Annotated in this window: 13 protein-coding genes and 4 pseudogenes; 7 read left to right on the forward strand and 10 right to left on the reverse strand. The window is 51.7% G+C overall.

The features are described 5' to 3' along the window. The first annotated feature begins 273 nt into the window (after window positions 1-273). The 4 genes from WM46_RS15700 (at window position 274) to WM46_RS15715 (ending at window position 5,141) form a co-directional block, all read left to right on the forward strand. Window positions 274-1,521 (forward strand): tyrosine-type recombinase/integrase, encoded by a 1,248-nt coding sequence (locus WM46_RS15700; protein ID WP_102602763.1) that lies wholly within the window; start codon window positions 274-276, stop codon window positions 1,519-1,521. 218 nt (window positions 1,522-1,739) lie between these two features. Beyond that, window positions 1,740-2,801: a nucleoid-associated protein gene (locus WM46_RS15705; protein WP_102602764.1), complete on the forward strand. Its 1,062-nt coding sequence runs from the start codon at window positions 1,740-1,742 to the stop codon at window positions 2,799-2,801. Beyond that, window positions 2,773-4,266, forward strand: a complete 1,494-nt coding sequence (locus WM46_RS15710; protein ID WP_102602765.1) for a hypothetical protein — start codon at window positions 2,773-2,775, stop codon at window positions 4,264-4,266. The genes WM46_RS15705 and WM46_RS15710 overlap by 29 nt, the downstream gene beginning before the upstream one ends. 575 nt (window positions 4,267-4,841) lie before the next feature. Further along, complete coding sequence (locus WM46_RS15715) at window positions 4,842-5,141, forward strand: hypothetical protein (protein ID WP_102602766.1); 300 nt, start codon at window positions 4,842-4,844, stop codon at window positions 5,139-5,141. Window positions 5,142-5,396: 255 nt separating this feature from the next. Here the strand turns inward: WM46_RS15715 and WM46_RS15720 are convergent, their stop codons facing one another. Continuing rightward, window positions 5,397-6,128 carry a hypothetical protein gene (locus WM46_RS15720; protein ID WP_102602767.1) on the reverse strand — a complete coding sequence of 244 codons (732 nt, stop codon included), beginning with the start codon at window positions 6,126-6,128 and terminating at the stop codon, window positions 5,397-5,399. Between the two features lie 413 nt (window positions 6,129-6,541). Between WM46_RS15720 and WM46_RS26775 the strand changes: the two are divergent. Together WM46_RS26775 and WM46_RS15735 are read left to right on the forward strand one after the other, a co-directional pair. Next, window positions 6,542-6,678, forward strand: a pseudogene (locus WM46_RS26775) (DUF3644 domain-containing protein); the annotation flags it as partial. Continuing rightward, window positions 6,678-6,901, forward strand: a pseudogene (locus WM46_RS15735) (metal ABC transporter solute-binding protein, Zn/Mn family); the annotation flags it as partial. The pseudogenes WM46_RS26775 and WM46_RS15735, both read left to right, overlap by 1 nt. Here the strand turns inward: WM46_RS15735 and WM46_RS15740 are convergent. From WM46_RS15740 to WM46_RS26865, 6 genes and pseudogenes are all read right to left on the reverse strand, one after another. Next, the gene (locus tag WM46_RS15740) at window positions 6,867-7,205 is read right to left on the reverse strand and encodes a hypothetical protein (RefSeq protein WP_187394390.1); all 339 of its coding nucleotides are present in this window, start codon (window positions 7,203-7,205) and stop codon (window positions 6,867-6,869) included. The pseudogene WM46_RS15735 and the gene WM46_RS15740 sit on opposite strands and share 35 nt — an antisense overlap. Before the next feature lie 740 nt (window positions 7,206-7,945). Beyond that, a complete protein-coding gene (locus tag WM46_RS15745) occupies window positions 7,946-8,218 on the reverse strand; it encodes a YkgJ family cysteine cluster protein (RefSeq protein ID WP_102602769.1) in 273 nt (90 codons plus the stop codon). Then, complete coding sequence (locus WM46_RS15750) at window positions 8,215-9,786, reverse strand: cobalamin adenosyltransferase (protein ID WP_102602770.1); 1,572 nt, start codon at window positions 9,784-9,786, stop codon at window positions 8,215-8,217. The genes WM46_RS15745 and WM46_RS15750 overlap by 4 nt, the downstream gene beginning before the upstream one ends. Window positions 9,787-9,832: 46 nt before the next feature. Further along, window positions 9,833-10,930 (reverse strand): chemotaxis protein, encoded by a 1,098-nt coding sequence (locus WM46_RS15755; protein WP_102602771.1) that lies wholly within the window; start codon window positions 10,928-10,930, stop codon window positions 9,833-9,835. A 38-nt stretch (window positions 10,931-10,968) separates the two neighbouring features. Beyond that, complete coding sequence (locus tag WM46_RS15760) at window positions 10,969-11,889, reverse strand: helix-turn-helix transcriptional regulator (RefSeq protein WP_102602772.1); 921 nt, start codon at window positions 11,887-11,889, stop codon at window positions 10,969-10,971. A 153-nt stretch (window positions 11,890-12,042) separates the two neighbouring features. Further along, a pseudogene (locus WM46_RS26865) lies at window positions 12,043-12,153 on the reverse strand (IS3 family transposase); the annotation flags it as partial. A 231-nt stretch (window positions 12,154-12,384) separates the two neighbouring features. Here WM46_RS26865 and WM46_RS15765 point away from each other — a divergent pair. Beyond that, a protein-coding gene (locus WM46_RS15765; RefSeq protein WP_102602773.1) for an IS3 family transposase occupies window positions 12,385-13,553 on the forward strand; the annotation gives its coding sequence in 2 pieces (ribosomal slippage) (window positions 12,385-12,634 and window positions 12,634-13,553; 1,170 coding nt in all). Window positions 13,554-14,167: 614 nt separating this feature from the next. Here the strand turns inward: WM46_RS15765 and WM46_RS15770 are convergent. From WM46_RS15770 to WM46_RS26870, 3 genes and pseudogenes are all read right to left on the reverse strand, one after another. Further along, window positions 14,168-14,500, reverse strand: coding sequence for an immunity protein YezG family protein (locus tag WM46_RS15770; RefSeq protein ID WP_102602774.1), 333 nt, complete (start codon window positions 14,498-14,500; stop codon window positions 14,168-14,170). Then, window positions 14,500-23,142 (reverse strand): hemagglutinin repeat-containing protein, encoded by an 8,643-nt coding sequence (locus WM46_RS15775; protein WP_410374631.1) that lies wholly within the window; start codon window positions 23,140-23,142, stop codon window positions 14,500-14,502. The genes WM46_RS15770 and WM46_RS15775 overlap by 1 nt, the downstream gene beginning before the upstream one ends. Before the next feature lie 411 nt (window positions 23,143-23,553). Then, window positions 23,554-25,389, reverse strand: a pseudogene (locus WM46_RS26870) (filamentous hemagglutinin N-terminal domain-containing protein); the annotation flags it as partial. Between the last annotated feature and the right edge of the window lie 12 nt (window positions 25,390-25,401).

The following is a 25,401-nucleotide window of genomic DNA, read 5'->3' on the forward strand; positions in this document are numbered from 1 at the left end:
CCTGTTTACAAACTATTAACTTTGACTCAGGGATTGAAAATCCCCGTGTCCTTGGTTCGATTCCGAGTCCGGGCACCAAATTCATATCAACGGACCTCCACGGAGGTCCGTTTTTGCATTCTAAACCCGCCAAAATCAACACTTCAACAATCCCTTAACTCCACCCAACTCAATCAACTTCAACCCGCATCAAGTCCCTTGCGAGGGTACAACTGAGGGTATAGTCTGATTCGATAAAGTTTATACCCCTTTTACTATCAGGAGATACCGCCAATGGCGCTCACTGACGCAAAAATCCGTGCAGCTAAACCGGATGAAAAGCCTTATAAACTTGCCGACAGCGGCAACATGTTTTTGCTCGTTCACCCTAACGGATCTCGCTACTGGCGACTCCGCTACCGGTTTCTGGGCAAAGAGAAAACACTTGCTCTGGGTGTCTATCCTGAAGTCTCGTTATCAGAAGCAAGGGAAAAACGCGATACGGCGAGGAAGCTGATAGCTGAGGGAACTGACCCGTGCGAACAGAAACGGATCAGAAGGTCGGTACCCGAAACAGCTCAGACATTCGAAGGTATCGCAAGGCAGTGGCATAAGAGCAACAAAAAATGGTCAGCCTCTCATAGTGAGAAGATACTGAAAAGTCTCGAAACTCATGTGTTTCCCTTTATCGGTTCACGTGACATTACCACCCTCAGGACTCCCGATTTACTTGTTCCCGTTAAAGCAGCCGAAGCTAAAGAGATTTATGAGATTGCAGCCCGCCTTCAGCAGCGTATCACTGCAATCATGCGCTATGCTGCTCAGTCAGGGATTATCAGTTATAACCCTGCCGTAGATATGACTGGTGCTTTAACGACGGTGAAACGCCAGCATCGCCCTGCCCTCGCCTTAAATCGTATTTCAGAGCTACTTGAACGGCTGGATACCTACAGAGGACAACCTCTCACCCGACTGGCAACTAAACTTACCCTGCTTATCTTCATCCGTTCCAGTGAGCTTCGCTTTGCCAGGTGGTCTGAGATCGACTTCAGGAAAGCCATGTGGACCATTCCTCCAGAGCGGAAACCGATTGAAGGGGTGAAGTATTCCTATCGTGGCTCAAAAATGCGGACAGAGCATCTGGTGCCACTCTCGACTCAGGCGCTGGAGATTCTGAAAGAGATCCACACCATCAGCGGGGAATATGAGCTGATTTTCACTGGCGATCACAATCCGTGGAAACCCATGAGTGAAAATACGGTGAATAACGCATTACGCCTGATGGGGTACGATACAAAGGTCGATGTCTGTGGCCACGGCTTCCGGGCAATGGCCTGTAGTTCGTTGATTGAGTCAGGGTTATGGTCGAGAGATGCTGTTGAACGCCAGATGAGCCATCAGGAACGTAATGGCGTACGTGCTGCTTATATCCATAAAGCGGAATTTCTGGATGAGCGCAAGCTGATGCTGCAGTGGTGGGGGGATTTTCTGGATGCAAACCATGAAAAGCCGGTCTCACCTTTCGATTACGCCAGACAATAATTATAATCTTTTCTCCCGGCAGAAATGCCGGGAGAATGTTTCCTTATTTTATTTTTTTCCCTGTATACCTTTCTTCACAGAGGTATTGGAGGCTCACTAACACCTGACCCTGAGCTGAAATATTTTACGCAGGGACAGTGGATTACCTATACTACCCAGGTTAAAGCCTGTCACAGCAATTAATGATAAAATAAGACACGAAATAACGGGATGTCACTATGAGCTTTTTAACGGATGAAGAAATTAATGCACTGACAATAAAACGAATGATTTTCCATGTCGTTGGCGGAGAGCTGGAGATCCCCGTGCTGCTCAGTGAAATATCACCGCCTGAACACGTCGATTTTTTTCTCGAGCGGATTAAATCTGCATTAAGCGGTAACATGTTCCGGTTTACGGAATTGTCCAATACAGAGCGTATTCTGCGCCTCATCAGGAACCATGCCGATACCGACACCAGTAGTTTCACCGAACAGTCCACCTTTCTTGCAAATGATTTTCAGTCTCACCACCACACCAAGAATGCCAGTATGGGGGTATTCTTTCTTTTTGAGCTTCACACCCTCAACGATGAAAAACTGTTCGCACTCATTAAATATGATAATGAAGATGTGGTGCGTTACGTGCTGGATGAAGAGGGAAACGAGTTTCAGGTTCCCAGACTCGAACGTTTCCGCGAAAGCTTCGTCAAGAAAGCGGAAGCCATGCAGAAAATTGCTCTGGTCCGCCTGACGGCAGATGCTCAGGGTGGACAGGTTGTCGTACGGGATCGCAGTAAACGAACCAATATCTCCGTTTATTTTGAGCGTTTTTTGCAAGTACAACGAGTCAACAGTACAACCGACCTCAGCAACAAACTGGTTGCCGCGCTCAAGGATGTCTTCAAAAAGCACCGCGACCTGCTGCCGGACGACATCAGACGCAGCGGTGTTAACAAGATTTATGAAACGTTACATCACGGGGCACAGGATTTTAATACCGATGAGCCGCTTTCCCTGCTGAACCAGATTTTTGGACCAATGGAAGAAGATCATCCACTGGTCAAATCCTTCACCCGAAAAATAAAAGACCTGGGCATTTCAGGTGAATCTTTCCGGATCGTCCCTGAGAACATCCCTAAGCCACGGAAAAGAAAACTGGAAACACTGGAAGATGTTATCGTTATCTACGATGAGGATAATGCCCCGGATATCGAAACGATGGAAGACGGGCGAAAACGTATAGTGATTGTGACTGCTGGACTGGTGACAGATGACATCGATACTGGAAAAAATCGGTAAGGCAATTGACTGCTCACGCCGCGCATCTGATCTGGTGATCACGGAAGATCAGCAAACAACCACCCGGAAACTGTTCATTTCCGGAACCATGGATAATGACACCCTTCAGTTATGGGGAGAAGTGATAGATACTGATGCTGAAAACCTTAGAATCACCTTTGTTGATGAAAGTCGGGATGATATCCACCCTGCGCAGGGTGTCCCCGGTCAGAAGCACTTTATCACCATAATCAGCGATGAGATCCCCGGGATCCTGCGACTCTTCACCCTGGAAGGGTGGCGCACGTTTTTACTCCAGGATCCCAGGCTTCGTCAGTATCACCGTATCTACGCCCTGTTTGTCAATGAATCGTTTGAAACACAACAGTGGAAGGTTGTGCCATGGAAACAGATGCAGCCGGAGGAGAGCGAAACCAACGTCCCCGCCCGGACAGTCTCCATCACAAAAAGTATTATCAGGTGTTTTTCAACCGACTTTCTTCCTCCGGATACCATTGCCCCCTGGATCCAAATATCCGGTGATAAAATGACCGACGAACCAATGAAGCTTTGGGCGTCGCTCGCCTGCCGGGAGTTGTTGAAGTGTTTCGTCAATGAGCTTTTTTCCGCCGAAATAAAAAAAGTCGGATTGTCCGGAAAACCACCACGGAAAATCCCTTTCGGGGAAGAACATGCAGCTCTGCCCGCCTTTGATGTCATTCAGGAAACGGCAAAATGGATTTTTCTGGAAGGGAACGAAATTGAGCTTAAACATACCTTTCTGTCCAGCGAACTGGCCAGAGAATGGCCGGAGGGTATCACGTTCTGTGAAGGCATTGTGTACCGGCTCCCCCCTGCGCTGGAGTCAGCCAGGCTGCTCTACAAGGCCCATATCCGGACGGGGGGAAAAGACACCCTGAAATCGCTGGCCGATTTGCGAAAAAGCCTAGCGGAGGAGACCCAGAAAATTCTACAGCAGTCGCGGGATCTGGCCTCCGCGTTGTGGAAAGATATGGCCCTGGTTATCAGCACGCTGGTTCTTCGCTACAGTCTGGAGGCTCTGAAGGCAAGTGGTCCGCAAAAAGTGTATGCTCTGGCATTTTGTGCACTGGCCCTGTATATCGCCATCTCATACGGGGTGTCGGTCTATATCAACAGGCATTCCCTTTTACTGCTGGGAAAAAACAGAACCACCTGGAGAAATAAGCTATATGGTTTTCTGGATGAACAAGATTACCAGGAGCTGGCAGGTCTTCCTGTTAATGCCGCAATGCAGTCATATCACCGGGTTGAGAGAATAGTGTCGGTCATCGTACTCATTCTGGTCATGCTATTATTCACAGCAGCAGCAAGTGAATTCTGGTCGATCAGTATGCTCTTGCAGTCTGGCTACACCTGGGTTCTGAGTGCGCTACAGTTTCTGACTCCTTCGTGGGTCCAATGCGGACCGAACGGGGTTCTTGTGTGTCCTTCAGGGCTGAAATGAAGCAATCAGAGATCATACTCGGCCCTGATAACGGACAACACTCACGATAGTCAGTCCTCATGTGGCTAAACAGAAGTTCATTTTGACCGGGATCTAATCCCATCACCTCAGCAAACAGGAATGCCTGTATGGAAAATAAAATTCAGGACACAGAAATCTGGTCAGTGAATTATCAGATCAGACCGATTCTGGGTAACGATGAGACCAGATGAATAACAACAATCACCGGTGGTATTATTGCGAGTGACGATGATGGAGAAGAAAGACTTGCGGGAGGGTAAAACACTACCGGATTCACGCTAATGATGCGATGGATAATGGCTATAGACCTGAGGATATCCTCGATCTCACCAGCAATACTGCCCATTTTTGGGGACAATTTTCGATAACTGTGGATGTTATTTCAGATGAAAGATTCAGAACCTGTTTGATACTGAAATATTGAACTCAGACCTGCTCCTAGTCGACCGTATCGAGATATTACCACCATTCAGGAGGAAAACGTTTTTTTACAGGTTATTAATGACGGGATACGCTGTGTTGGCGGTGAGGCAAGAAAAATAAATGCGGTCAGCATGATAAATGCCCTGTCAGGCTTTTTAAAGGAAAAAAAGTATAACATCAGTATGGTGGCTTTTGACGACGAAGCGCAACACTACCGGGAATTCCCCGGACAATCACGTTATGAACTGGGGGAGATCTTTTCCCATCCTTACAAGCCTGGCAGTGTAATTTTCAATTTCAACAATGAGTTACCGTCTGACTTAACGATTGAAATCGGTGTTGATCATTGCCGTCTGATTGTAGATCGCTTTGAACCTTACGCCTATGCCATACTGGCTCGTGAAGTACAGCAGGCTTTAAGCGTTGAATAAGACTTTTTACGGGCACGCTTTCCCCAACAGGGATTAACGCCTGGGCAGTCAGATTTCAATAGCGGAAATAATAGCGTCCAGCCAGACTGCGCAGTGTCTGGCTGATTTATCTCCTTCTATCTTCAGAAGGCCAATAATGCCAGCTTTTAGACAGTGTACTCATCTGAGCAACGGTGGATCAGCCACAGTAAACACCGATTAACGGCGTACAGTAAACAGTTTACCTATCCGGCTGTCAGCCCCCAGAAAGACTTTTTAGTTTTCGATCATTCTGCCCCAAGCATTATCAATTTGCTGCAGACACTCATTGCGCAAATTAGTCCAGGTTTCACCAGAGCCCATCCTGTTGATCAGACCGTAACTGTCGATCATAACCAGATCATTGATTCTCTTCGAAGAAGGGCCACCTCGTGCAAGGGCTGTGAGCAATACCCATTGCGATCTCGCCTCGGCTATAAAGTTTTCCAGGCCACTCATCATCGCATCAAATGACTGCTTCCTAGCCGGGGCGGGAATCAGCCAATAGGTCGCCATTTGTTTTTCCAGCCTCCGGATAGCCCGGTGCCTTTTCTCGGCAGCATCAGTCACGGCGCTGAGTTCCGCCAGAACAGCTTCGCCTCTGGTCAATTTTTCCCGGTGTCTCAGGACACTAAATTTCTGTACAGCATTATGCAGTTGTTGTTTTAGCTGATTATCTGAATCAAGTGTCAGCACTTCTTCATTCACCAGCCTGATAGCAAGCTTATAGCCTTCCTGGGTGGTCAACTGGGGCAACCAACTTCGCGCCACGACGAAGGCCGCAATGGCCGTCACAGCCATTACTCCGTCCATCAGCGTGCCCAGCCAGTCTGCGGCGCTGCCGTTAGCTGTCAGCTCATCCAGAAGGATAATCAGCAGAATCATTAGCGCCGTTCCACAAGCCCCCATACCCAGTATAATCAGGCTGTTTCGAGCCTTAATCCAGAAACCATCCTTCAGGTCATTCATCAGATTATCTTCCCTCCTGAGCGTAGCATCTTTTCACTGGTCAACGCGTCGCTGACTTCCTTGCGTATGTACTGTTGGCGCGGGTGGTCCCGTTCTGTCTGCACTTCACGCAGCACAGTTGTGTCGAGAGGCCGGAACTGGCAGCCTCCCTCGATGCGACAGATCTTATAGTTGGAAGGCAGTTTGCTCACGGGACGTCTCCGGATAAGAGTAATGAACATAATGTATCCAGCGGATAAATACATACAGTGCCACAGATTCGATTCATACAGCACACAAAATCCAGACGGACTTTTTTGTTCCCTTATTTCCGGGAAAGAAAGCATCGATACCTGCTGAAGCCAGTGCAGAGAACTTTACTTAGCACCACCTGCACTTACATCCGTCATACTGTGAAAAAACAGGAGGCTGGCGTGAAACTTAAAATGCAGGATCTGAAACTGTTTAATCTCGTTTTTGTAAGCTCCCTGGGCTGGATCCTAGATTTCTCTAACCGCTCGATGTCAGCTTTTTTTACGAAGAACTGAACATTGATACTGATAATGAACGTTAATCGCTCGGATTAAAGTGGACCACGTCACCACCTGGTTTATGGAAAATCAGCTCGACCCGCGTCTGGTCAACAAATCGCCAGTGCAACTGGTGCGAAGCCGGTTGGTGAATTGTACCCTGAAGCGCTCTCACCAAAAGGTGGCCCGGCGGATACGTATACGAAAGCGTTCAGGCACAATGTTGATACTATCGCGGACAGTATGAAGCACGTAATGACGTAATTTGATCCTGTAATGATAGAGTCGTTGACTGTGCATTATTCAGCAATGCGGTTGCTTCCTCCTCCAGAGAGGTGGCTGTACTTTTTGCACCGTCGACGATTTCTCGGGCTTGTTGCTCCGCCTCCTGCATTACTCGAGTTGCTTCTGTTTCTGCATCTGAAATGACGGCATAACGCTCAAGTTGTACTGTTTTACTGGCGTCAGAGCCCTTCAATGCACGTAATTTTGTCAAAAGGATAAAAACGATGACAACAGACAGTATTGCAATGGTTAATGCAGCGACTGAGAGATAAACCATATTCATTCATAGCCTTCCTTGAGAGGATACTCACGCATACAACAGACACGGCTAATCGATGAGCACAAGTTAACCCTGATCTATTAATGGACAATGTTATCAAATAAGGAGCATCAAGGCATACTGTAAGTATCCCGCTTAAGCCGACCAGGCTATTGGGGCGCGAGCCATCGTCTCACGGCTAATCATTGATACTCTTACGCCGTTACCATCCATCTGCATTTTTACTGCTTTTACCAACAAACTGACATCGCTCAAACAATGACGAATTAATCATAAATAGGTGAGTTACCCATCTTGATAATTTCTACTATTTCCCATATACCAACTTTGGGAGATTTTCTCTCAAACATATGAAGGATAACTATCATGGGTCTTAAGCCAGGTCCTAAACCAATCGCCAAATCGACAGGTAAACCGGATCAACGCCGGCGTGATAATAAAGATACCCCCGGTAATACTCCGGGATTAAAGCCAAGTAAATCCACTGGTAAATAAGATGGTTAGGGTATAGATCGGTTATCTATACCCTATATGCAAAACAGCATCAGTGTTATCTTCTCCTTGTTAATTTACCTGCGATTTTGCTAGCATTCCTGTCCTTTTTATCTGACTGCACTAAGAGTCCATGTTTCATGGTATGTCTGCTCCTCGCTTCGGGTTCAAGTGGTCAAAACAACGGCAGCATCAGTCCAAAGGCCTTCAAACTGGCCTAGTCGTGACTACGGTCATGGGATCAGTCCATCCTACTGCTCAAGTTTTTCTAGAATTAAACAAGCTTCACGATTAAGAGTAATGAATTCCTGCCAGCTATGTTGCTGTTGGTAGTTAAGCTGATACTGTTTTTCCACCTGACAAATAAACGGACGTGTTTCATAAATCGCGCACAGCTTTGTCTCCATCTGATAGTGACGACAAATACCGTCACCACGATCGAGAAATTGCGTTTCACTGGCGCGATTCACGTGGCGACAACAAGCGCCGCACTGGTTACAGGGAAACGCGGGCGTTAGCGTCATAGCTTACTTAACCAGCTACGCACAGAGCGGGTATTCCCTGCTTCAAACGGTAGCGCAATATTACGGCGCTCAACCTCTGCACGCAGCAACAAACCGCGCTCAATTTCACTATTCACCGCGTTAAGATGCAGCGAGAAACGCGATAACGCAGACGTATCAATAGCAAACTCTAACGCCGAAAGCTCCAGTAGATAACGATCGAGTTCAGCATTCACATGCTGATAATACTCTAGTGCTTTCTGATACTTATCTTTAAACGTATCCAGAAACGCCCAGACCTTTTTCATCAATGCGCTGTGTTCAAGGAAGTAGTTCATCACCAGCGTCAGAATACCGGTCGCCAGCGCGCCGCAGAAAGCCGCCAGTTCCGGACCAAAAGGAAAGACGAGCATCTTGGCTAAAGCTTCGTTAACCACCACACCAGCAGCCACGGCCACACCCGCAGCCACCAGCTTGCTCACCGCTTTAGCTAGCTGCCCCGGCGCTAACCCCTCAGGGTTAAAGACCATAACTTTAAAGGCCTGTACCAAATTGTTCCATATCTCACGAATCAGTCGCACCATCATCTTCTTAGTCGTAAAGAAGATATTGAAGAGCGTCGTCGTAATGCTGGAGAGCACGCCACCGATGGCACCGTCTTTAAAGGACGTCAGGAAAGTGCTGAATTTACCCTGCACTCGCTGCCAGACTGCGCGTAATGCCTCCGCCGCATCTTGCAGGAAGTCTCCGGCATCGAATGAACGACGATGCTTCTCGAACATCACGGGAATACGCTCGTGGAACTCAAACCAGGTCTCTGCCAGAACCAGCCCCAACATCTGCCGTGTTCCCATGCGAAATGTATTGTTCATTGTGGCAGTGGCGACATTCTTCGCAAACTTGCTGCTGGTATAATATTCCTGATTGATCGTACTGTTGTATTTTTCCCGCGCCTTTTTGTCAGCCTCTTTCATCCGTTCAAAATCGGCGGCTGCTTTATTTTCCAGCTTATTCAGTTGTTTTTGCTCTTGCTCGGAAAGCGTTGGCTGGCTGCGCAAACGGGCAATTTCCTGCGTGGTCACAGCATGCTGTTCTTGTAGCGTTTGCACGAAGGCATCCATCGTTTTCGCCTTCTTCGCCTTATTCAGCGACTCATTCGTGAAGGTCAGATTTGATGAATCATTAGCCAGGTCGGCACCATCGCATTCGGCAAGGATACGCCCTGGATCGTTGTGAATTTCATGGGCGGCAATAATATGGTCGAGATTCTTTTTATCATTAGCCGCAAATTTCTCACCAGTGTAGGTATCGGTCAACGTACCGGCCTCGTGCGCCTTTTTTCCCGCCCGGTTGGTGGCAATGTAGTTTTCGTGGCTATGGTAATGATGAGAATCATACCCTTCGCGTTGCTCGTACCGTTGACGCTCGGCATCGGAGGCATACACTCCCTCGCGAGCGTTATGAATGGTATTCACATCGCCGCCGTGTTTATCCTCCAGCAAGAGAAAATCCAACCCAAAAGAGGTAGTCAGACTCTTGACTACCGTCTGATGTAACTCTTCACCCCAGTCAAACCTGGCTGTGTTCATTGTGCTCGCCCATAGCAATACCGGGCAGATTCGCCCGGCGAGTCGATTAAATACGAGAAGAAAATGCGTCAAACTCAGAAGCAGAAGCCGCCAGTTTTTCGTCCAGAATCTCTTTGTTCAGCAGGTTCATACCGTTGCTGTCGGTCTGCAGTTGGATCACGCCATCTTCGATAACGGCTTCACCGTTTTCCTGCGTCACCGGCTTGAACAACGGCGTGGTGATCACGTCGGTCATTATGGCGGCTAATTCATAACCATGGTCGATAATCGCCATGATCTCTTCCGACTCACTAATCTCGGTAGTGATATTCTTCTCATGACGTTCAACAATGATGGCATGCATCGCTTTCAGCGGCTCAAAGTAGTGCTGAATAAAGACGCTATGCATACGGGTGATTGATTCATAAATGCTATTTACATACTGCTGCACCTTCGTCAGCTGCGCTTCAGCCGCATTCATTTTCTCCACCGCCGCGGTCACTTCACGGGAGCTTTGATAAGCATTGTTAAGCGCCTTTTCGGCATGGCTATCGTAAGCCCAGCCCGCAATAGCAATCAGCGGAGCCACCACTGCACCGCCAAGCACCATCGCGCCGCCCGCCATTCCCCAACCACCTGCGGCCAGGGAACCACCACCAATCGCCGCCATTGTGGCGTTATACGCCGCCGCACCAGACAGGGCGGCGATCGGCGTACCGGTAGAAGCTGCGGCAAACGCCATCACGCCGCTGTACACGGCAAAACCAGCGGCAGCACCAGAAACCCCGGCACCGACGACCGTCGTCAGGTATTCCGTGGCGGAAATCGCCAGGTTCTGAATTTTATTGATGTTATGCTGTGGTACCTTCAGCCAAAGATCTTTATGCCCATCTTTCGCCATACGCGCCAGCAGATCGTCGGCAATCGTTTTAAACTCATTGAAATCTTTACCGATTTCCAGCTCTTTTTCACCCAGTTCGGCCAGTTTTTTCGACGTTGTTTCATTTGCCAGATCAAAGCTCTCTTTATGCTTATCAAAGCGACGCTGCGCGCGATCTAATACATCATCAGCTTCCGATTTTTTCTGGTAGCCATCATAAGCTTTTTTACCGCCAAACGCCGTTGCCGCTGCCGCGACGCCCAGAATAATGAATGGTAATGCCATAGATAATAATCTCCTGTGCAATAAGTCGTTGTTACCCGCTACGCATCACATTCCTGAACAGGAACAGAGTCGCGATCGCCAGTGATGTAGTTATGCAGTAAGTTGATGAACGTTTTTTTCAACCATTCTGGTTCCAGAATTTCTATATTCGGTAACCAGAATAGAATTAGTGGAATAATTTGATTCTGATGTGCTGCCTTGCAAAGCAAAGTCACGCCATCATTCTCTTCGCGAACCAATTCTTGCTGAGGCAGTAAGTCTCGTCTTGCGAAGTAGCCAGCAATACTGTGTTTAATACGCACCCGCACCTCAAACGTCTCTTCACTCACCCAAGGATCGCGATGCTCATCAATTAATGACAGTGTGGGTGTATCTACAGCAAAATGCTCTTTCCGGATATCCAACCACCGAATTTTACTTAACGAAAAAGACTTTAGTTTTCCGTCCTCAGTCGCCTGCAGATACCAAATATTTTTCTGGTTAACTAATTTATAAGGATGAACGGTGCGCGTTTTGTCTTTATATAAAATATGACAGATGCTGTTTTTCTGAATCGCTTTTTCTAATAAGTTAAAATACTTTCGCAAATCATTTCTGACTGAATGTTCAGGGCGACCAAACTGAACTCTAACATGCTGTTCTGCAGCTCTTTTCTCTAAGTTAAGCCAAAAATCCTCATCTCTGTCAGGAAAAACCGCGTCGGCGTCCAGCAACTTAGCCAGTGGGTAATGAAGAGCATCGTAGCGATTATTCTGAGCTCGAATAGGTATCAATCGATACTCTCCACCACCACACCCCTCTATAAATGAGGAAAGCATATTAAGATCACGATAGACCGTTCGTTCAGTAATATTAAATTTCCTCATCAACTGATAGCGATTCACAGCGCCACAAGTTTGTAGTTCTATCAGAATATCGACTAAACGTCCCGCTGAGCAACTCCTTGCTGAATCGGCCATAAGCACCTACTTTTCTGTTTTCCTGACATGGATTATATGTGAAATGCTGACATAGGCTGTCAGTTCATCGGCAGGTTTCCCAACTTTTTTAGGGGTACTGGCAATTTTTTTGATCGTTAACAACATTAGATCGTTTTAGATATACAGGTGGTGTTAAGTGGACTGACTCCATGGCCGTGGACATGTCCTCTCCACAGGACTAACGCCATCAAGATGGCTGTGGCGTCGGGCCCGGTTGTAGAACACTTCAACGTAATCGAAGATACTCCCGGATTAATGCTGTCAGTAAAAGTATGGCACTAATATCTTGGGAAGGAACGTCCATCACTTTGCCACCACACCGGCACTGATATGCGGGAATAAATCACCTGTCAGCCGATAGCCAATTTTTCATACTCCTCCAACAAAGGACTCATGACGGCTTGAAGTGGTTTACTGAATTTGGCCACCTGAACAGAGGTGATATGCTCATCTCAGAACAATACAGGTGTCCTAATGAAAAAAAGAAATTTCAGCGCAGAGTTTAAACGTGAATCCGCTCAACTGGTCCTTGATCAGAACTACACCGTTGCAGCTGCGGCCAGCGCTATGGATATGGGCCTTTCTACAATGACGCGATGGGTAAAGCAGTTGCGTGATGAACGACAGGGCAAAATATCTAAAGCCTCCCCTATAACCCCGGAACAGATTGAAATACTTGAGCTGAAGAAAAAGCTACAACGCATTGAAATGGAAAACGACATATTAAAAAAGGCTACTGCGCTCTTGATGTCAGACTCCCTGAACAGTTCTCGCTAATCGGGAAACTCAGAGCGCAGTATCCTGTGGTCACACTCTGCCACGTGTTCGGGGTTCATCGCAGCAGCTACAAATACTGGGGAAAAAGCCCTGAAAAGCCAGACGGCAAGCGGGCTGTATTACGCAGTCAGGTTCTGGAGCTGTATAACATCAGCCATGGCTCTGCTGGCGCAAGAAGTATCGCGACTATGGCAACTCTGCGAGGCTTCAGAATGGGACGCTGGCTTGCCAGCAGGCTCATGAAAGAACTGGGGCTGGTGAGTTGTCAGCAAACTGCCCACCGGTATAAACGTGGTGGTCATGAACACATCGTTATCCCGAATCGCCTTGAGCGACAATTCGCAGTGACAGAGCCTAATCAGGTGTGGTGCGGCGATGTGACGTATATCTGGACAGGCAAGCGTTGGGCTTACCTCGCTGTTGTTCTCGATCTGTTCGCAAGAAAACCGGTGGGCTGGTCAATGTCATTCTCACCGGACAGCAAGCTGACCATCAAAGCGCTGGAAATGGCATGGGAAACCCGTGGTAAGCCCGTCGGGGTGATGTTCCACAGCGATCAAGGCAGTCATTATACGAGCAGGCAGTTCCGGCAGTTACTGTGGCGATACCGGATCAGGCAGAGTATGAGTCGGCGTGGAAACTGCTGGGATAACAGCCCGATGGAGCGCTTCTTCAGAAATTTGAAAAACAAGTGGGTGCCAGTGACAGGCTATATAAACTTTAGCGAAGCAGCTCATGCGATCACAGACTATATCGTCGGGTATTACAACTCGCTAAGGCCGCATAACTATAACGGTGGGTTATCCCCAAACGAATCGGAAAACCGATACTGGAAAAACTCTAAAGTGGTGGCCAGTTTTAGTTGACCACTTCAGTCACGACAGGCGGCTATTTTCATACAGCCCTGTGCGGCCAGTTTCCCGCCCTGTATAACGACACTGAGTGAGTTATTCTCAACAACAACTCTCTCTGACGTGGATTGTGGTAAAGTTTACGATTTTTCCCTGTGTTTTTCGTGAGTTACAGTCGTTTTTCCTGCTGCACTTCCGGCGGGACAACTTTTTGCCCCGACGAGCTTTTTTCGCCCGAACACGCTACCGCCTCGACGAAGATCACCAGAACAGTAACCTGACACCTGAGCAGGTGGGGTGTTCTCCGCCAATCTCTTACCTGACTCAATAACTGCCGACATACTGATTGTGTGTGGTCTTGCGCTTCAAGCTCCCCGCAGTAAATCCAGTTCCCTACTACCAGGTTCATTCTGGTTGAGTCACAGGGACAGACTCAGCACTACAAGTTAACCTCCAGTCCTTGCTTGCCGAATAGGCACCTGATCGTCAATGCGAGATCGCTGCAACGTTACGCTATAGCGCGAAACCGTAAATTCTTGTTCGGATGCTCCCGCAGGTCCATCTTGTCTGTCTGATTCTAAAAAACGCAGGGAAAAAACCCCGCCAATTATGAGCGGGAGTGTCGTCTGTTAATCATCGTACTTAAAGTCGATATTTATCTTGAGGGTTTCAACATTTACCGTTACTTCACAGCTATGCCAGAATGGCTTTTCTTGTGATTTAAAGTTATCAACAAAGAAATTCCTTAGTTCAATTAAAAGATCTAAAAGTCTTTCACTGGCATCCGCTGTTTCAGTGATCCAATGTTGGTTACCCTGCCTATCAACATAATCATAAGTAAACTCACCACAGTCGTTTTCTGGCTCTAACGCTGCACACAGAATGATTTTTACCGCATCGTCAGGAGTGACCGATAGCAATACTGAACCAATATCATTATATATATCTTGATCAGAACGCATTATTTCCCTCCAGGTGCATTGTTAAATACTTTTTCAATCGGGCGACCACCGTCAATCGAATATACTACTTTAAATTTATCAGGTCTGACACTATCACCGATATACGATGATTGAATGTTAACCTTAACCTCTTTCCCTTCACCTAACGCTTTCGCCCAGATATTTTCCATCTGCTTCCAGGCTCCTTTATTCAGATTTCCATCCATCGGAACAAGGTTAAGTTTTTCTCCCGGACCATTGAATATGCTGGCAATTAAATGGCCGCCTTCATCTCCCTCAAAGCCACACTTTCCTGCTTTACATTGTTGATAGCCATTACGATCCTTTACGTTAGGGCTCAGAGTCGCTTCCACCTGACTTGGCCTCGCTAGATTATCCGTTTTGTAAATCTTATCACCATCAACCGGATAAACAGAGTTTGGCTTGGGGTTATTAAGCTCTTTACTCCAGCTTCCTTTACTGCCTGAAATAGCAGCAATTTCATCGCTGGCTTTATTGAGCAGCTTCGATGCTTCCGCAACATCACCTTTTTTCAGGGCTGCTTCAACCCCGTTGAGTAATGTCTTAGCCCCTTTAGCAGGCGGGAAAACCCCGATTACCGCAATCAGATAATCATACGCTGACTGCGCTTCAGCAAAACTCTTGATGTCACTGTAGACAGGGACAAAATCGCTGCCAAATTCCATAGCCCCGACAAGAAGTTCATCCCGGTGCGCATCCATCTTCTCACCACACGCCTCACTGCTGAGTCCGGCGCAGTTCTTCGCTTTAAACTCATCAACCGCTTCTTTCAGTTGTTGCTGAGCGTCACGGTATCTGTCTTCCGGCTTTTTACCTGTTGCCAGATAATCAGCGGCCTCACTGAGTGAGTTATTCTCAACTTCCACTTTCGCCGTGTTTGATGCGAGAGCGGCCATCGACAGGTCACCATCAGTCACAGCAGCCCCTGCCAGACCACCCGCAATCGTCACCAGGCTGCTCACCAGACGTTTTTCATCGGCGGTGAGTTGGCTGACATCCTTACCGTACAGTGCACTCACCAGGTATTCCGTCATCGCCGATGCGGTGATGGCCCCAATGGCCCCGGCCTTCATACCGTCAGAGCCGCTGCCACCGCTCAGTTGCGTCAGTGCTGCTGCCACAATACCATGCAGCGCCGCTCGGGCCGCGTCGTTCTTCACATCCTTAACCAGTGAGGCCAGCAGCGGTGCCGCTCCGGCTGCCGCGCCTGCCTTCAGATTGCCGCCAAGCGCACCGGCCAGCAGACCCGCCGCCGCGCTGCCCTTCGTCCAGAATTCACTCCCCGGACCGTAGTCAGTCCCCTGATAATCCGGGTGCGCCTTCAGCGTGGCTTCCCGCTCTCCGGCTGTCATGCTGCCGTTCAGTTTACCTTCAGCGGTGAGTTTCGCTTCCAGCGCGGCATTGGATTCCTTCGCCTTCTGCTCTGCATACTTGCCGTACACATCCAGCACAGAGGTTGCAAGCGCCGCACCTTCGCTCTGTACCGCCAGGTTATCCTTCACCTTCTGTACATCACCGTTTACATCCACACCGTGGTGGGCGTTGTCGGTGTCACGGCTCAGGTCTGCAATATCCTGCGTCTGGCTATCCCTGTCGCGGATGATGAGGGTGCCGTTACTGATGGCCGATGACGTGGTGCCGCTGCTGCTCTCTTCTGCATGACCGGTACCGATGGCCGGAGCCACGTTGCGGTTTTCACCACTTCCGCTGCCGCCCATACTGCCCGAAATCGCCACGGTGTGGCTGTCACCGGAGGTTTTGCTCTCGTTGTGAATATCGGTCCAGCCAAGCGTTCCCGTATCCAGTTTGTTTTTGCCGCTGTCTGCCGTGGAGGCAATCACCGCGCCATCAAGCTGGGTATGGTTTCCAACCGTGATATCAAAGCCGCCTTTTCCGGCGAAAATACCGCTCTGGTCAGTGACGCTCTTACCACTCTGGGTGACGTTTTCGCCCGAGGTGCTGACATTGCCGGAAGACGCGCCATAGCACAGCGGAGGAATGCACAGGCTCAGGCCCGCGCCGGAAGAGGACTGTTTGCTGTCGTAAGAAGCGGTATCCTGCACGCTGCTGATGGTCAGGTCGCGCCCGGTGTTCACCACCACGCGGTTGCCTTCCAGTTCAGCTCCTTTCAGGGTGGTGTCGCGTCCGCTGTTCACGGTCAGTTGCTCTTCGGCATGGATAACGCTGTTGGTGTTGCTCTGTGACTGGCTGTTTTCCTTACCCTTCTGCTGTGACGCCCCCAGCTCAATACTGATACCGTTCTGTGAACCGATGAGGCTGACGCCCACGCCGGCGCTGACCTGGTTGCCGCTGTTTTTACTCTGACTGTTGTGTGTGTTCTGTGAGGCGGTCAGCAGAATATCCCGCCCCGCATCCAGTACCACCTGTTTCCCGCCAATCTGTACGCCCTGACCGGCGATATCGTTACGGGCGTTAATAATGACGTTCTCACCGGCATTGATGGTGGTGCCCTGTGTGTCAGTGCTGTGATACCGGCTGTCCTGTGAGGACGAGCCTGCCGTGACAGAAACCTTGCCCTTCACAACAGCCGAGTCTGTCATCATACCCTGTGCGGCGGTGGTGCCCGCCTGACCCGCCTTAATGGCAGTGAGTCGGGCATCGTCGCCGTTTTCCGCGCTGCGGGCAGCCGTTTCAGCCGCCTTAGCCGCATCAACAGCCCAGCCACCGGCGGAGGCGGTCACCCCGTACTGTGAACTGCTGCTGTGGGCTTCCCCGTCACGGGTGTCGCGGCTCACGTCAAACAGCACATTTTCACCGCTGAGTGAAACCGATTTACCGGCGCTGACATCCGTACCGGAAAGGGACAGATCGCCTCCGGCCTGGGCAATAATGTTGCCGTTTGTACTCGTTAACTGACTGCGTTGTCCGCTTTCAGTGGTCGCGTCATCACGGCTGCTGTGTTTCTCACGACTGAAGCCTGCCGTGGCGCTGTAACCATCGCCACCCAGCGTGCCGATGGTTTTGCTGCTGCCGCTGTTTTCATTGTGAGACGTGTCACGTCCGGCGATCACGTTAATGTCGCCTTTTACCGCTGACAGCATCAGGTCTTCTGTGGCCGTCAGCTGGCTGCCACTGATGTTCACGCTGCCTTCCCGGCTGTTGACATAAATATCGGAACCCTGAATCACCGATGCGTTCTGAGAGGTGCGGGTACCGCTGCTGTTGCTTTCAGACTGGCTCATCCCGCCCGGCAGAAGCTGGCTGCCGTGTTTGCCGCCCCCGGTGGAGGCCCGGGTGGCACTGCCTGCGGTCGGCATTTCTGAGCTGATGTTCCAGCCACTGGATTTGCTGCTGTTGCCCCAGGTTTCGGTATCCGTGGAGGTGGTGATGTTCACATCACGCTTCGCATCCAGTATCACCGCTTCACCGGCATTCACCTGACTGCCTGCAATCAGGATATTGCCGCTGTTGCCACCCTGCTTGCCGGTGGCGGTCATCTGAATATTGCCTGCTGCTGCCAGAGAGCTTCCGCTGTTAAATTCGCCCTGGTAGTGTGATTCAGAGGACGACTTGCTGCTGCCTGCGGAGACAGCGACCATCTGTCCCGGACCATCAAGGGCCAGGGCGGCGCCTTCCGCACCCAGTGACTTCACCTTATCAACGGTGCTGTTACCGCTGCCGTCTTTCCCGCGCACGGTGTCGCGCACATTGCGTACCGTGTCCTCAAACGGCGCTTTCACGCTGACGGTGATACCGGAGGATTTTGTCTCCTGTTTCACCGATTCGGTGACCGTGTCCCGTCCGGGGATAATGGCAATGTCACTGCCGGTGATATCGATATGCCCGGTGGCACGGGACGTGTCGTCCTCTGCCCGTCCGGCAATTACGTCGGCGGCGCTTAACGTGACCTGATTTCCTGCGCTGATAATGACGTTACCGCCGGAGGTGCCCACCATGCTTCGTGCATCGCTCTGCGTGGTCTCCGCGCCCTGGCGGGTGGTTTTTGACGACTGCGAACCAATGGTCACACCGAGACCCGAACCACTGGAGAAGATGCCGGATTTCTTCGTCTTCTTCATGTCGTAATACGTGTCGGTGTTGGTGGCAGCTTCCACCGTCACGTTGTTTCCGGCCTTCAGTGCCACGTCGCGTTCAGCGGCAACGGATGAGCCCTGAATCGTCAGGTTATTATCTGCGCTGAGCACCACGTTTTCCCCTGAAAGCTGAGTCCCTTTCTCACGGGTGTGGTTTTCCTCGTGGATGGTGTGGGTGGTCTTTTTACTGAACATGCCACCGGAGGTTTTCTTCTTCTCCCGGTATTCATAGTCACTTTCAGTGGCAGTGGTGAGGGTGATATCCCGTCCGGCCACCACGGCTGCGTTTCCGTTGGCATATACATCAGCGGCCTGTGCGGTCACATCCCGTCCGGCCACGATGGTGGTGTCGCCACCGGACGTGATTTCCGTTCCCTGCTGGCGAACGGACTCGTTAATCGCTTTCTTTTTCTTCGACGTATAGCTGTCGCCGGCACTGGCCGACTCCGCCATCAGGTTCACGTCACGTCCGGCCTGGATGGCGACGTTGTTTTCGGCTGCAATACCGGCGGCCTGGCTTGTAATATCCCGACCAGCAGCAAGCGTCAGATTATTACCTGCTGTTACCGTGGACACCGCTGCATGGCTTTCGTGGCTTTCAGTGTTGCCGTTGCGGTGAGACTCACCTTCACGGGCTGCGTTCAGGTTCAGGTCGTTACCCGCAGAAAGCAGGGCGCTGTTACCGGCGGAGACGGACGATGCGGTGACATTCAGATTTTTGTCCGCCGTCATCAGCAGGTTTCCGCCCGCACTGACCGTGCTGCCCTGCTGCGTGGTGCGACTGTTGCTGGCTTCGTACCGCCACCCGTGGCGGCTGTCGCTTTCGCTTAACGGGTTTGCGGCAATATTAATATCATTACCCGCAAACATACCGAGTGAACCACCGGCGGTGACCTCAGCCCCGGTAATGTTAATATCCCTGCCTGCTTCCATTGTGAGCGAATCACTGGCTTTAATGGTGGCAGTGGTACCGATATCTGTACCACTGAGTTGGGTACGATCGGTGCCGACATTCCACTGTTGTGAGCGGGTCACATTATTGATACTGCCGCCGATACTCTCCAGCGCTACCGTCTTACCACTGATGGCTGAGCCAATGTTGTTGATATCCCCGATGGCGCTCAGGTCCAGACTGCCGCCCGCGCTTATCAGCCCCGCATTCAGGTTGTCGATACTGCCGGCACTGTCGAGTGAGAGACCGTTCTGTGCGGTGATGCTGCCTGCGCTGTTGGTGATATTGCCACCCGCAAGCTGCACGTTGTTTCCGCTGATAACGCTGCCGTTATGAAGGGTGATATCCTGCGGGGAAAGGTACAGCTTTGGCACCATCACGGTCTGACCATTGATGGTCGCGGATTCCCACCACAGAATACTGCCCGTGAGTTGTGCCACCTGTTCAGCGGTCAGCGCCACGCCGAACTGCAGCCCGAGATTCTTCTGCTGGCTGGCGGCGCTGTCCATCAGGTACTGTATCTGTTCGAGATCAGAACCCATTCCATTGATATAACGTGAACCGGTCAGGTTCAGCATCGCATTTGACACATACCGCGTATCAAAGGCCGCATCCCCGAGGAAGCGGTAATCCTTCTCCGGTTTCAGACCGAGGCGATCAAGGAAATACGATGAGCCGAGGAACTGTTTTTCATCACTCCAGCGCGTATCCGCCTGCGGTGCCTGAACGGGTTTCATCCCGAGAAGTCCGTACAGCCCGTCAAACAAGCTGTTGTCCACATTTCCGAGACCGTCCAGCTTTGGGTTCACCGTAATCAGGTACGGGCTGTCGGGGTCGGAGGAGGGCACGAAATAACCGTTGTTGCCTGAGGGCAAGGGATAGCTGCCGCCGCTGCCGTTCTGACCGGAAAGTGACGAACCTCCGGCAATTTCTTTCAGTCCGTCCGTGATACTGTCCAGCCAGCCGGGGGCGCTGACATTCACGTTGCCGGCACCAGTCAGTGATTCACTGTTCAGGCCACCGCTGACCGTCGCCGGTGTGAGCGTGTTCAGCACCGGCGCAGTAATGGTGTTACTGACACCCCCTGCGTTTGCGGTGGTTGTAGCGTTGCTGATGTCATTTGTGAAGTTTGCAGAAACATTACCACCTGCGCTGATGACAGAGCGAAAAAGTTCTCCGGCAGCCGTTTCGGTTTCTCTTCCCTGATAAACAAATCTGATAGTGGAAGACAGAGGGGATCGCACTGAACTCCCGCTGCCATCCCATGGCCAGGGGGCGGACAATTCCAGTAGAGGATTGGCATAGCCCGGACTTTTTACTGTCCAGTCTGAATACGGAACATACTGATACAACCAGTACACGGTATCGGTCCCTGCCTGCCAGGACTGGTTATTCAGCTTATTACCGGAAAGCGTCACATTACGTCCGGCCATCAGCAGACTGGCGAGGTTATCCAGACTGGATGCGCTGACTGACAGGTTCCGTCCGGCTGCAATACGTGAAGCGCCCCCCTGACTTATCACATCAATACGATGCTGCTTCTGAATAAAGCGTTGTTCAGCCGCCGACTCCGCCATGGTGTAATAGTACTGGTCCCATTCGGTTATCACACAATGATCATTGCCATTGGCACCTCCGATACATTGTTCATGATAATCCCGGTATTTATTCAGTCCGTAACTGCCGTCTTTAAGCTGACTGATATCGACATAAAGGAGAGCATCACCCATACCCGGGATCAGCGAACTGTTGTCTGTACTGGTTTCCGTCACCGTCAGTCCGTCACGCTCATTCAGCAGATGCCCTGTCTTTATGGTGATATCACCGCGTGTGGTCTCTATGGTGCCCGAACGGTTGATGATTTCGGTATTCGCAGTGCCGGAGGCATTCTTCTGCATCCACAGGCTGTTACCCGCCAGGATATCACCGTGAAGATTGTGCAGCCTGTCGGCAAACAGCTTCAGGTTATTCCCCGTGTAAATCAGCGCGGTATTGAGCAGGGTGCCTGCGGCTGTCATCGTCAGACTACCAGCAGTACCAGTAAAACCGTTTACGGTGATATTGCCACGCGAAGCCAGCTGTACATCTCCACCCGCCTGGAGTGAACCGGAGGCATTCAGCAGGATGTTCTGCGCACTGAGGGTACTGCTGCCGTTGCCGGTGGTGAGCGTTTTGTTATTGGTAAATGCGTCACCGGCACTGAGCGTAATCGCATTCCCCTGCATCACACCGTTATTCGTGACGGCGTTCTGTGAGGTGACGGAAAGCGTTCTTCCTGCCGCCAGCGTGCCGGTGTTAGCGAGCGCTGTAATCAGTTTCAGCGTCGTATCACCGAGCGCCACCACCTGACCACGTCCGCTGAAGTCCCGTTCGTCGAGCAACAGATTACCTGCGCTGTACAGACGACCGGCGTCGGCTTGCGTCAGCGCATCACCCTTAACGGTCAGGGCAGTTGTCCCGAGCGTGGTACCGCTGTTGCCGAACGTCCGGTAGTTCACCAGCAGGTCCGCGCTCTGAAGCGTGCCGCTGTTATTAAGCGATGTGCCTTTCAGTTCAGCACTGCCGGTCGCAAGTACGCGTCCGCCATTCACGGCGTTCACCACATCCAGCAACAGCGTGACGGCCTGTACCAGTCCGCTGCTGTTGTTCGTCAGTTCCGGTGCAGTGAGCGTGAGTTTACTGCCGGAAAGAATTTTACCGTCGTTCTGCAGGCGGGTAGTGGCCTTCCCGGAAGACTCGCCACCGCCCTGTATCGTGCCCTGGTTGTTCAGTGTCGCTGCGGTGACATTCAGTGCATTCTGGCTCAGTAACACGCCACCAGAACTGTTGCTCAGTCCTCCGGAGACTGCCAGCGTCAGCGCTTCACCCTGAAGCCGTCCGCTGTTGGTCAGTTGCCCCGTGGTGACAGAGGTCGTCTGGCCCTGGAGTTGCCCGCCGTTTGTGATATCGCCCGCGTTGAGCGTAAGATTACCTGCACTCAGCAGTTTACCGCTGGCCTGGTTGTTCAAAGTCTGGTTCAGGGTGAGCGCAAGCGCATCCACGCCGGTTATCTCACCGCTGTTCGCCAGCGAATCCGCATCCAGCGTCAGGTTTTGCGCTATCCACTGTCCACTGTTACTCAGCGTCAGTGCCGATAACGCCAGCTCTCCATTTGAGGTGACTTTGCTGCCGGACAGGCCGGTGAGGCTGTTGCTGATTTGCGCATCCAGCCGCTCTGACGCCTGAATTGCACCGCTGTTAGTCAGTGTTCCGGCGTTAATCAGTATCCGCTGTCCCTGCCACTGGCCCGCGTTACTGGTGCTGCCTGCGGTGATATTTAGATCACCGGTCGTGAGTAACGTTCCACCACTGTTATTTGTCAGCGTCAGCAGTGGTGCCGCCATCTCCAGTCGTGACGCCAGCATGAGTGCGGCTACGCCGGTTAGCGTTCCGCTGTTGGTGATACTGTCCTGGCGAACTGTCACATGGTTACCCTGGACGGTACCGCGGTTATCCAGCGAATTTCCGCTAAGGGAAAGGTCGCCTGCCGACAGCAGGCTGCCCCGGTTGTCTGTGGTGGCTGCATTCAGCGTGATGTCGCCCTGACTCATCAGATCGCCAGTGTTGCTGAGCATCCGGGTTGCCGAAGCGGTAAGGTTGCCGGTTGCAAGCCAGCTGCCACTGTTCTGCCAGTCACGGACATTAACGCTGACGTTCTGCCCCTGAGTCTGCCCTGCGGTGGTCAGCGTGGTACCTGAAAGTGTGAGATCCCCGCCCGTGAGCGTGCGGGAGCCTGCCAGTAAATCCAGTATTCCACCAGTCAGCGACAGGGTGGTATCACCCTGTAACAGGCCAGAACTGGTGAGACGGTCTGCACTCAGCGTCAGCGTGTCACCGGCGATGCTGCCGGCATTCGACAGTGACTGTGCCGTGATGTGGTTTGCCCCCTGTGCCAGCAGCAGGCCACCCGCGAGGTTACTCAGTGTGCCGTAATCAACATCGAGTGAAGCACCACTTACCTCTCCGCTGTTGGTCAGTTGAGAGCCTGACAGGGACAGCGCGACATCGCTGGTGATAATCCCGGCGTTTTTCAACTCAGGTATTGAAAGGGAGAGCGCGGCCGGGCTGTACACCACACCATTCTCCCGGTTGTCCAGCAGACGGGAGACCAGTGCGAGCGTCCGTTCACCGTGGATCAGGCCGCTGTTGACAACCGCGGTGCTGTTGATCGCAAGCGCGGAGGCGGTCAGTGTACCGCTGTTGCTGAGGCTGGCGATTTCTGTGTTCAGCGTGGAGGCTGAGGATTTTCCGCCGTGAGTCAGACTGTCGCTGGCCTTCAGCGTGAAGCCATCTCTGGCGGCCTGTATCCCGTCAAGCTGCGCGTTCTGTACATCCACGCTGATGCTGTTGCCCTGGGTCAGTGCGGTGGCGGTGGTTGTCAGACGGTTGCTTTTCACGGTCACGGTGCCATCCGCAACGGTCTCTCCGGACAGCGTAATGTCACGGGCGTTGATATTCAGCGCTGAGGCACTTTTGAGATTGCCAGTGCTGGTCAGCCCGGCGGCGGTGACCTTCAGACTGTTACCCTGGACTGTGCCGGTATTGTTGAATGTCCCGGTGTTAACTGTGGCGTCCGTCCCGGCGGCCAGTGTGCCGCTGTTGTTCAGGCTGCCAGTGCTGACGGTAAGCAATTTCCCGGCAACGGTACGACCTTTCAGCGTGGCATCACCCGTGGTGGTGAGGGTGACATTTCCGGCGGCATTCACTGCCCCCGAGGTCTGGTTCAGACGCTGTGCGCTGAGCGTGGCGTTCTGTCCGGCGGTCAGTTCCCCGCCGTTCCAGGTAATCAGCCCGGACGAGGACAACGCCAGATTTTTATCCGCCACCAGGCGGGACTGATTCAGCGTCAGTGCGGTTGTCCCGGTAACGTTAAGATTGCCACCGGCTTTGTTATCACCGGAAAGTGTGACATCCGTCCCGCTGACCGTTGTGTTGCCGCTGGCAAGGCTGTCTTTCAGGACAAGCTTACCGGCGCTGTTCAGCGTAATATCGCCGCTGCGGGCATTAAGGTTACCGAGGTTCACCCCGACACCACTTTCGGTGGAGGTCAGACGGATACGGTTGGCGTACATCCCGCCGAGTGCGCCGGTGTCAATGGCGACTTTCGGCACCTCACCTTCACCTTTCAGCGCTGCGACGCGGCCGTCCGCTGTGACGCGGTTAGCCCCGGTGGTGACGGTTAAATCCTTCGCGTGCAGCGCGGCGTTCACTTCCGTTGCGCGGGCAATGATGGACACGGCATCCGACTGGCTGCCGTCCAGACCTGCGCCATTGATGGTGATGGAGCCTTTCGAGACCTCCAGCGCCTGCAGACTGCCGTCGGCGTTCATCACCGGTTTCCCGGTGGTCAGCGTCACGTTCGGGGTATTGATAAAACCGCAGCCGTTACAGGTAATGCCGTAAGGGTTAGCAACCATCACGTTCGCCGCTTTGCCCGCCACTTCGGTATAACCCTGAAGCTGTGAACGGTTAGCGCCGGTGACTTCGTTGATAATGCCTTTCGCTTCCTGTCCGGCTTTCAGGTTCGGGTTACTCTGAATGAGCCCACCCAGTTGCGTCTGGTTCAGCTTACCGGTGGCGTTGTTAAGGATTAAACCTTCTTTCCCGACGTTATACTCACCGTATTTGTTATGGGATATCCCCGCTCCGTTGGGCGTGGCGATATTCACCACCGGCACGCCGTTTCCGGCCTTGTCCATCGTCGTATTACCGGTGGGGGTGACGGTGGCTGCGACCGCGGGCAGCAGCGGTTGCGTTGCCAGCAGGGTACTTAACAGCCAGCTCAGGATACGCTGAGAAAAACGGGTCTGATTGTTATCCATCGTTTTTGTCCC

It is taken from the genome of Citrobacter freundii complex sp. CFNIH2, assembly GCF_002880615.1.
Classification (GTDB): domain Bacteria; phylum Pseudomonadota; class Gammaproteobacteria; order Enterobacterales; family Enterobacteriaceae; genus Citrobacter_A; species Citrobacter_A amalonaticus_F.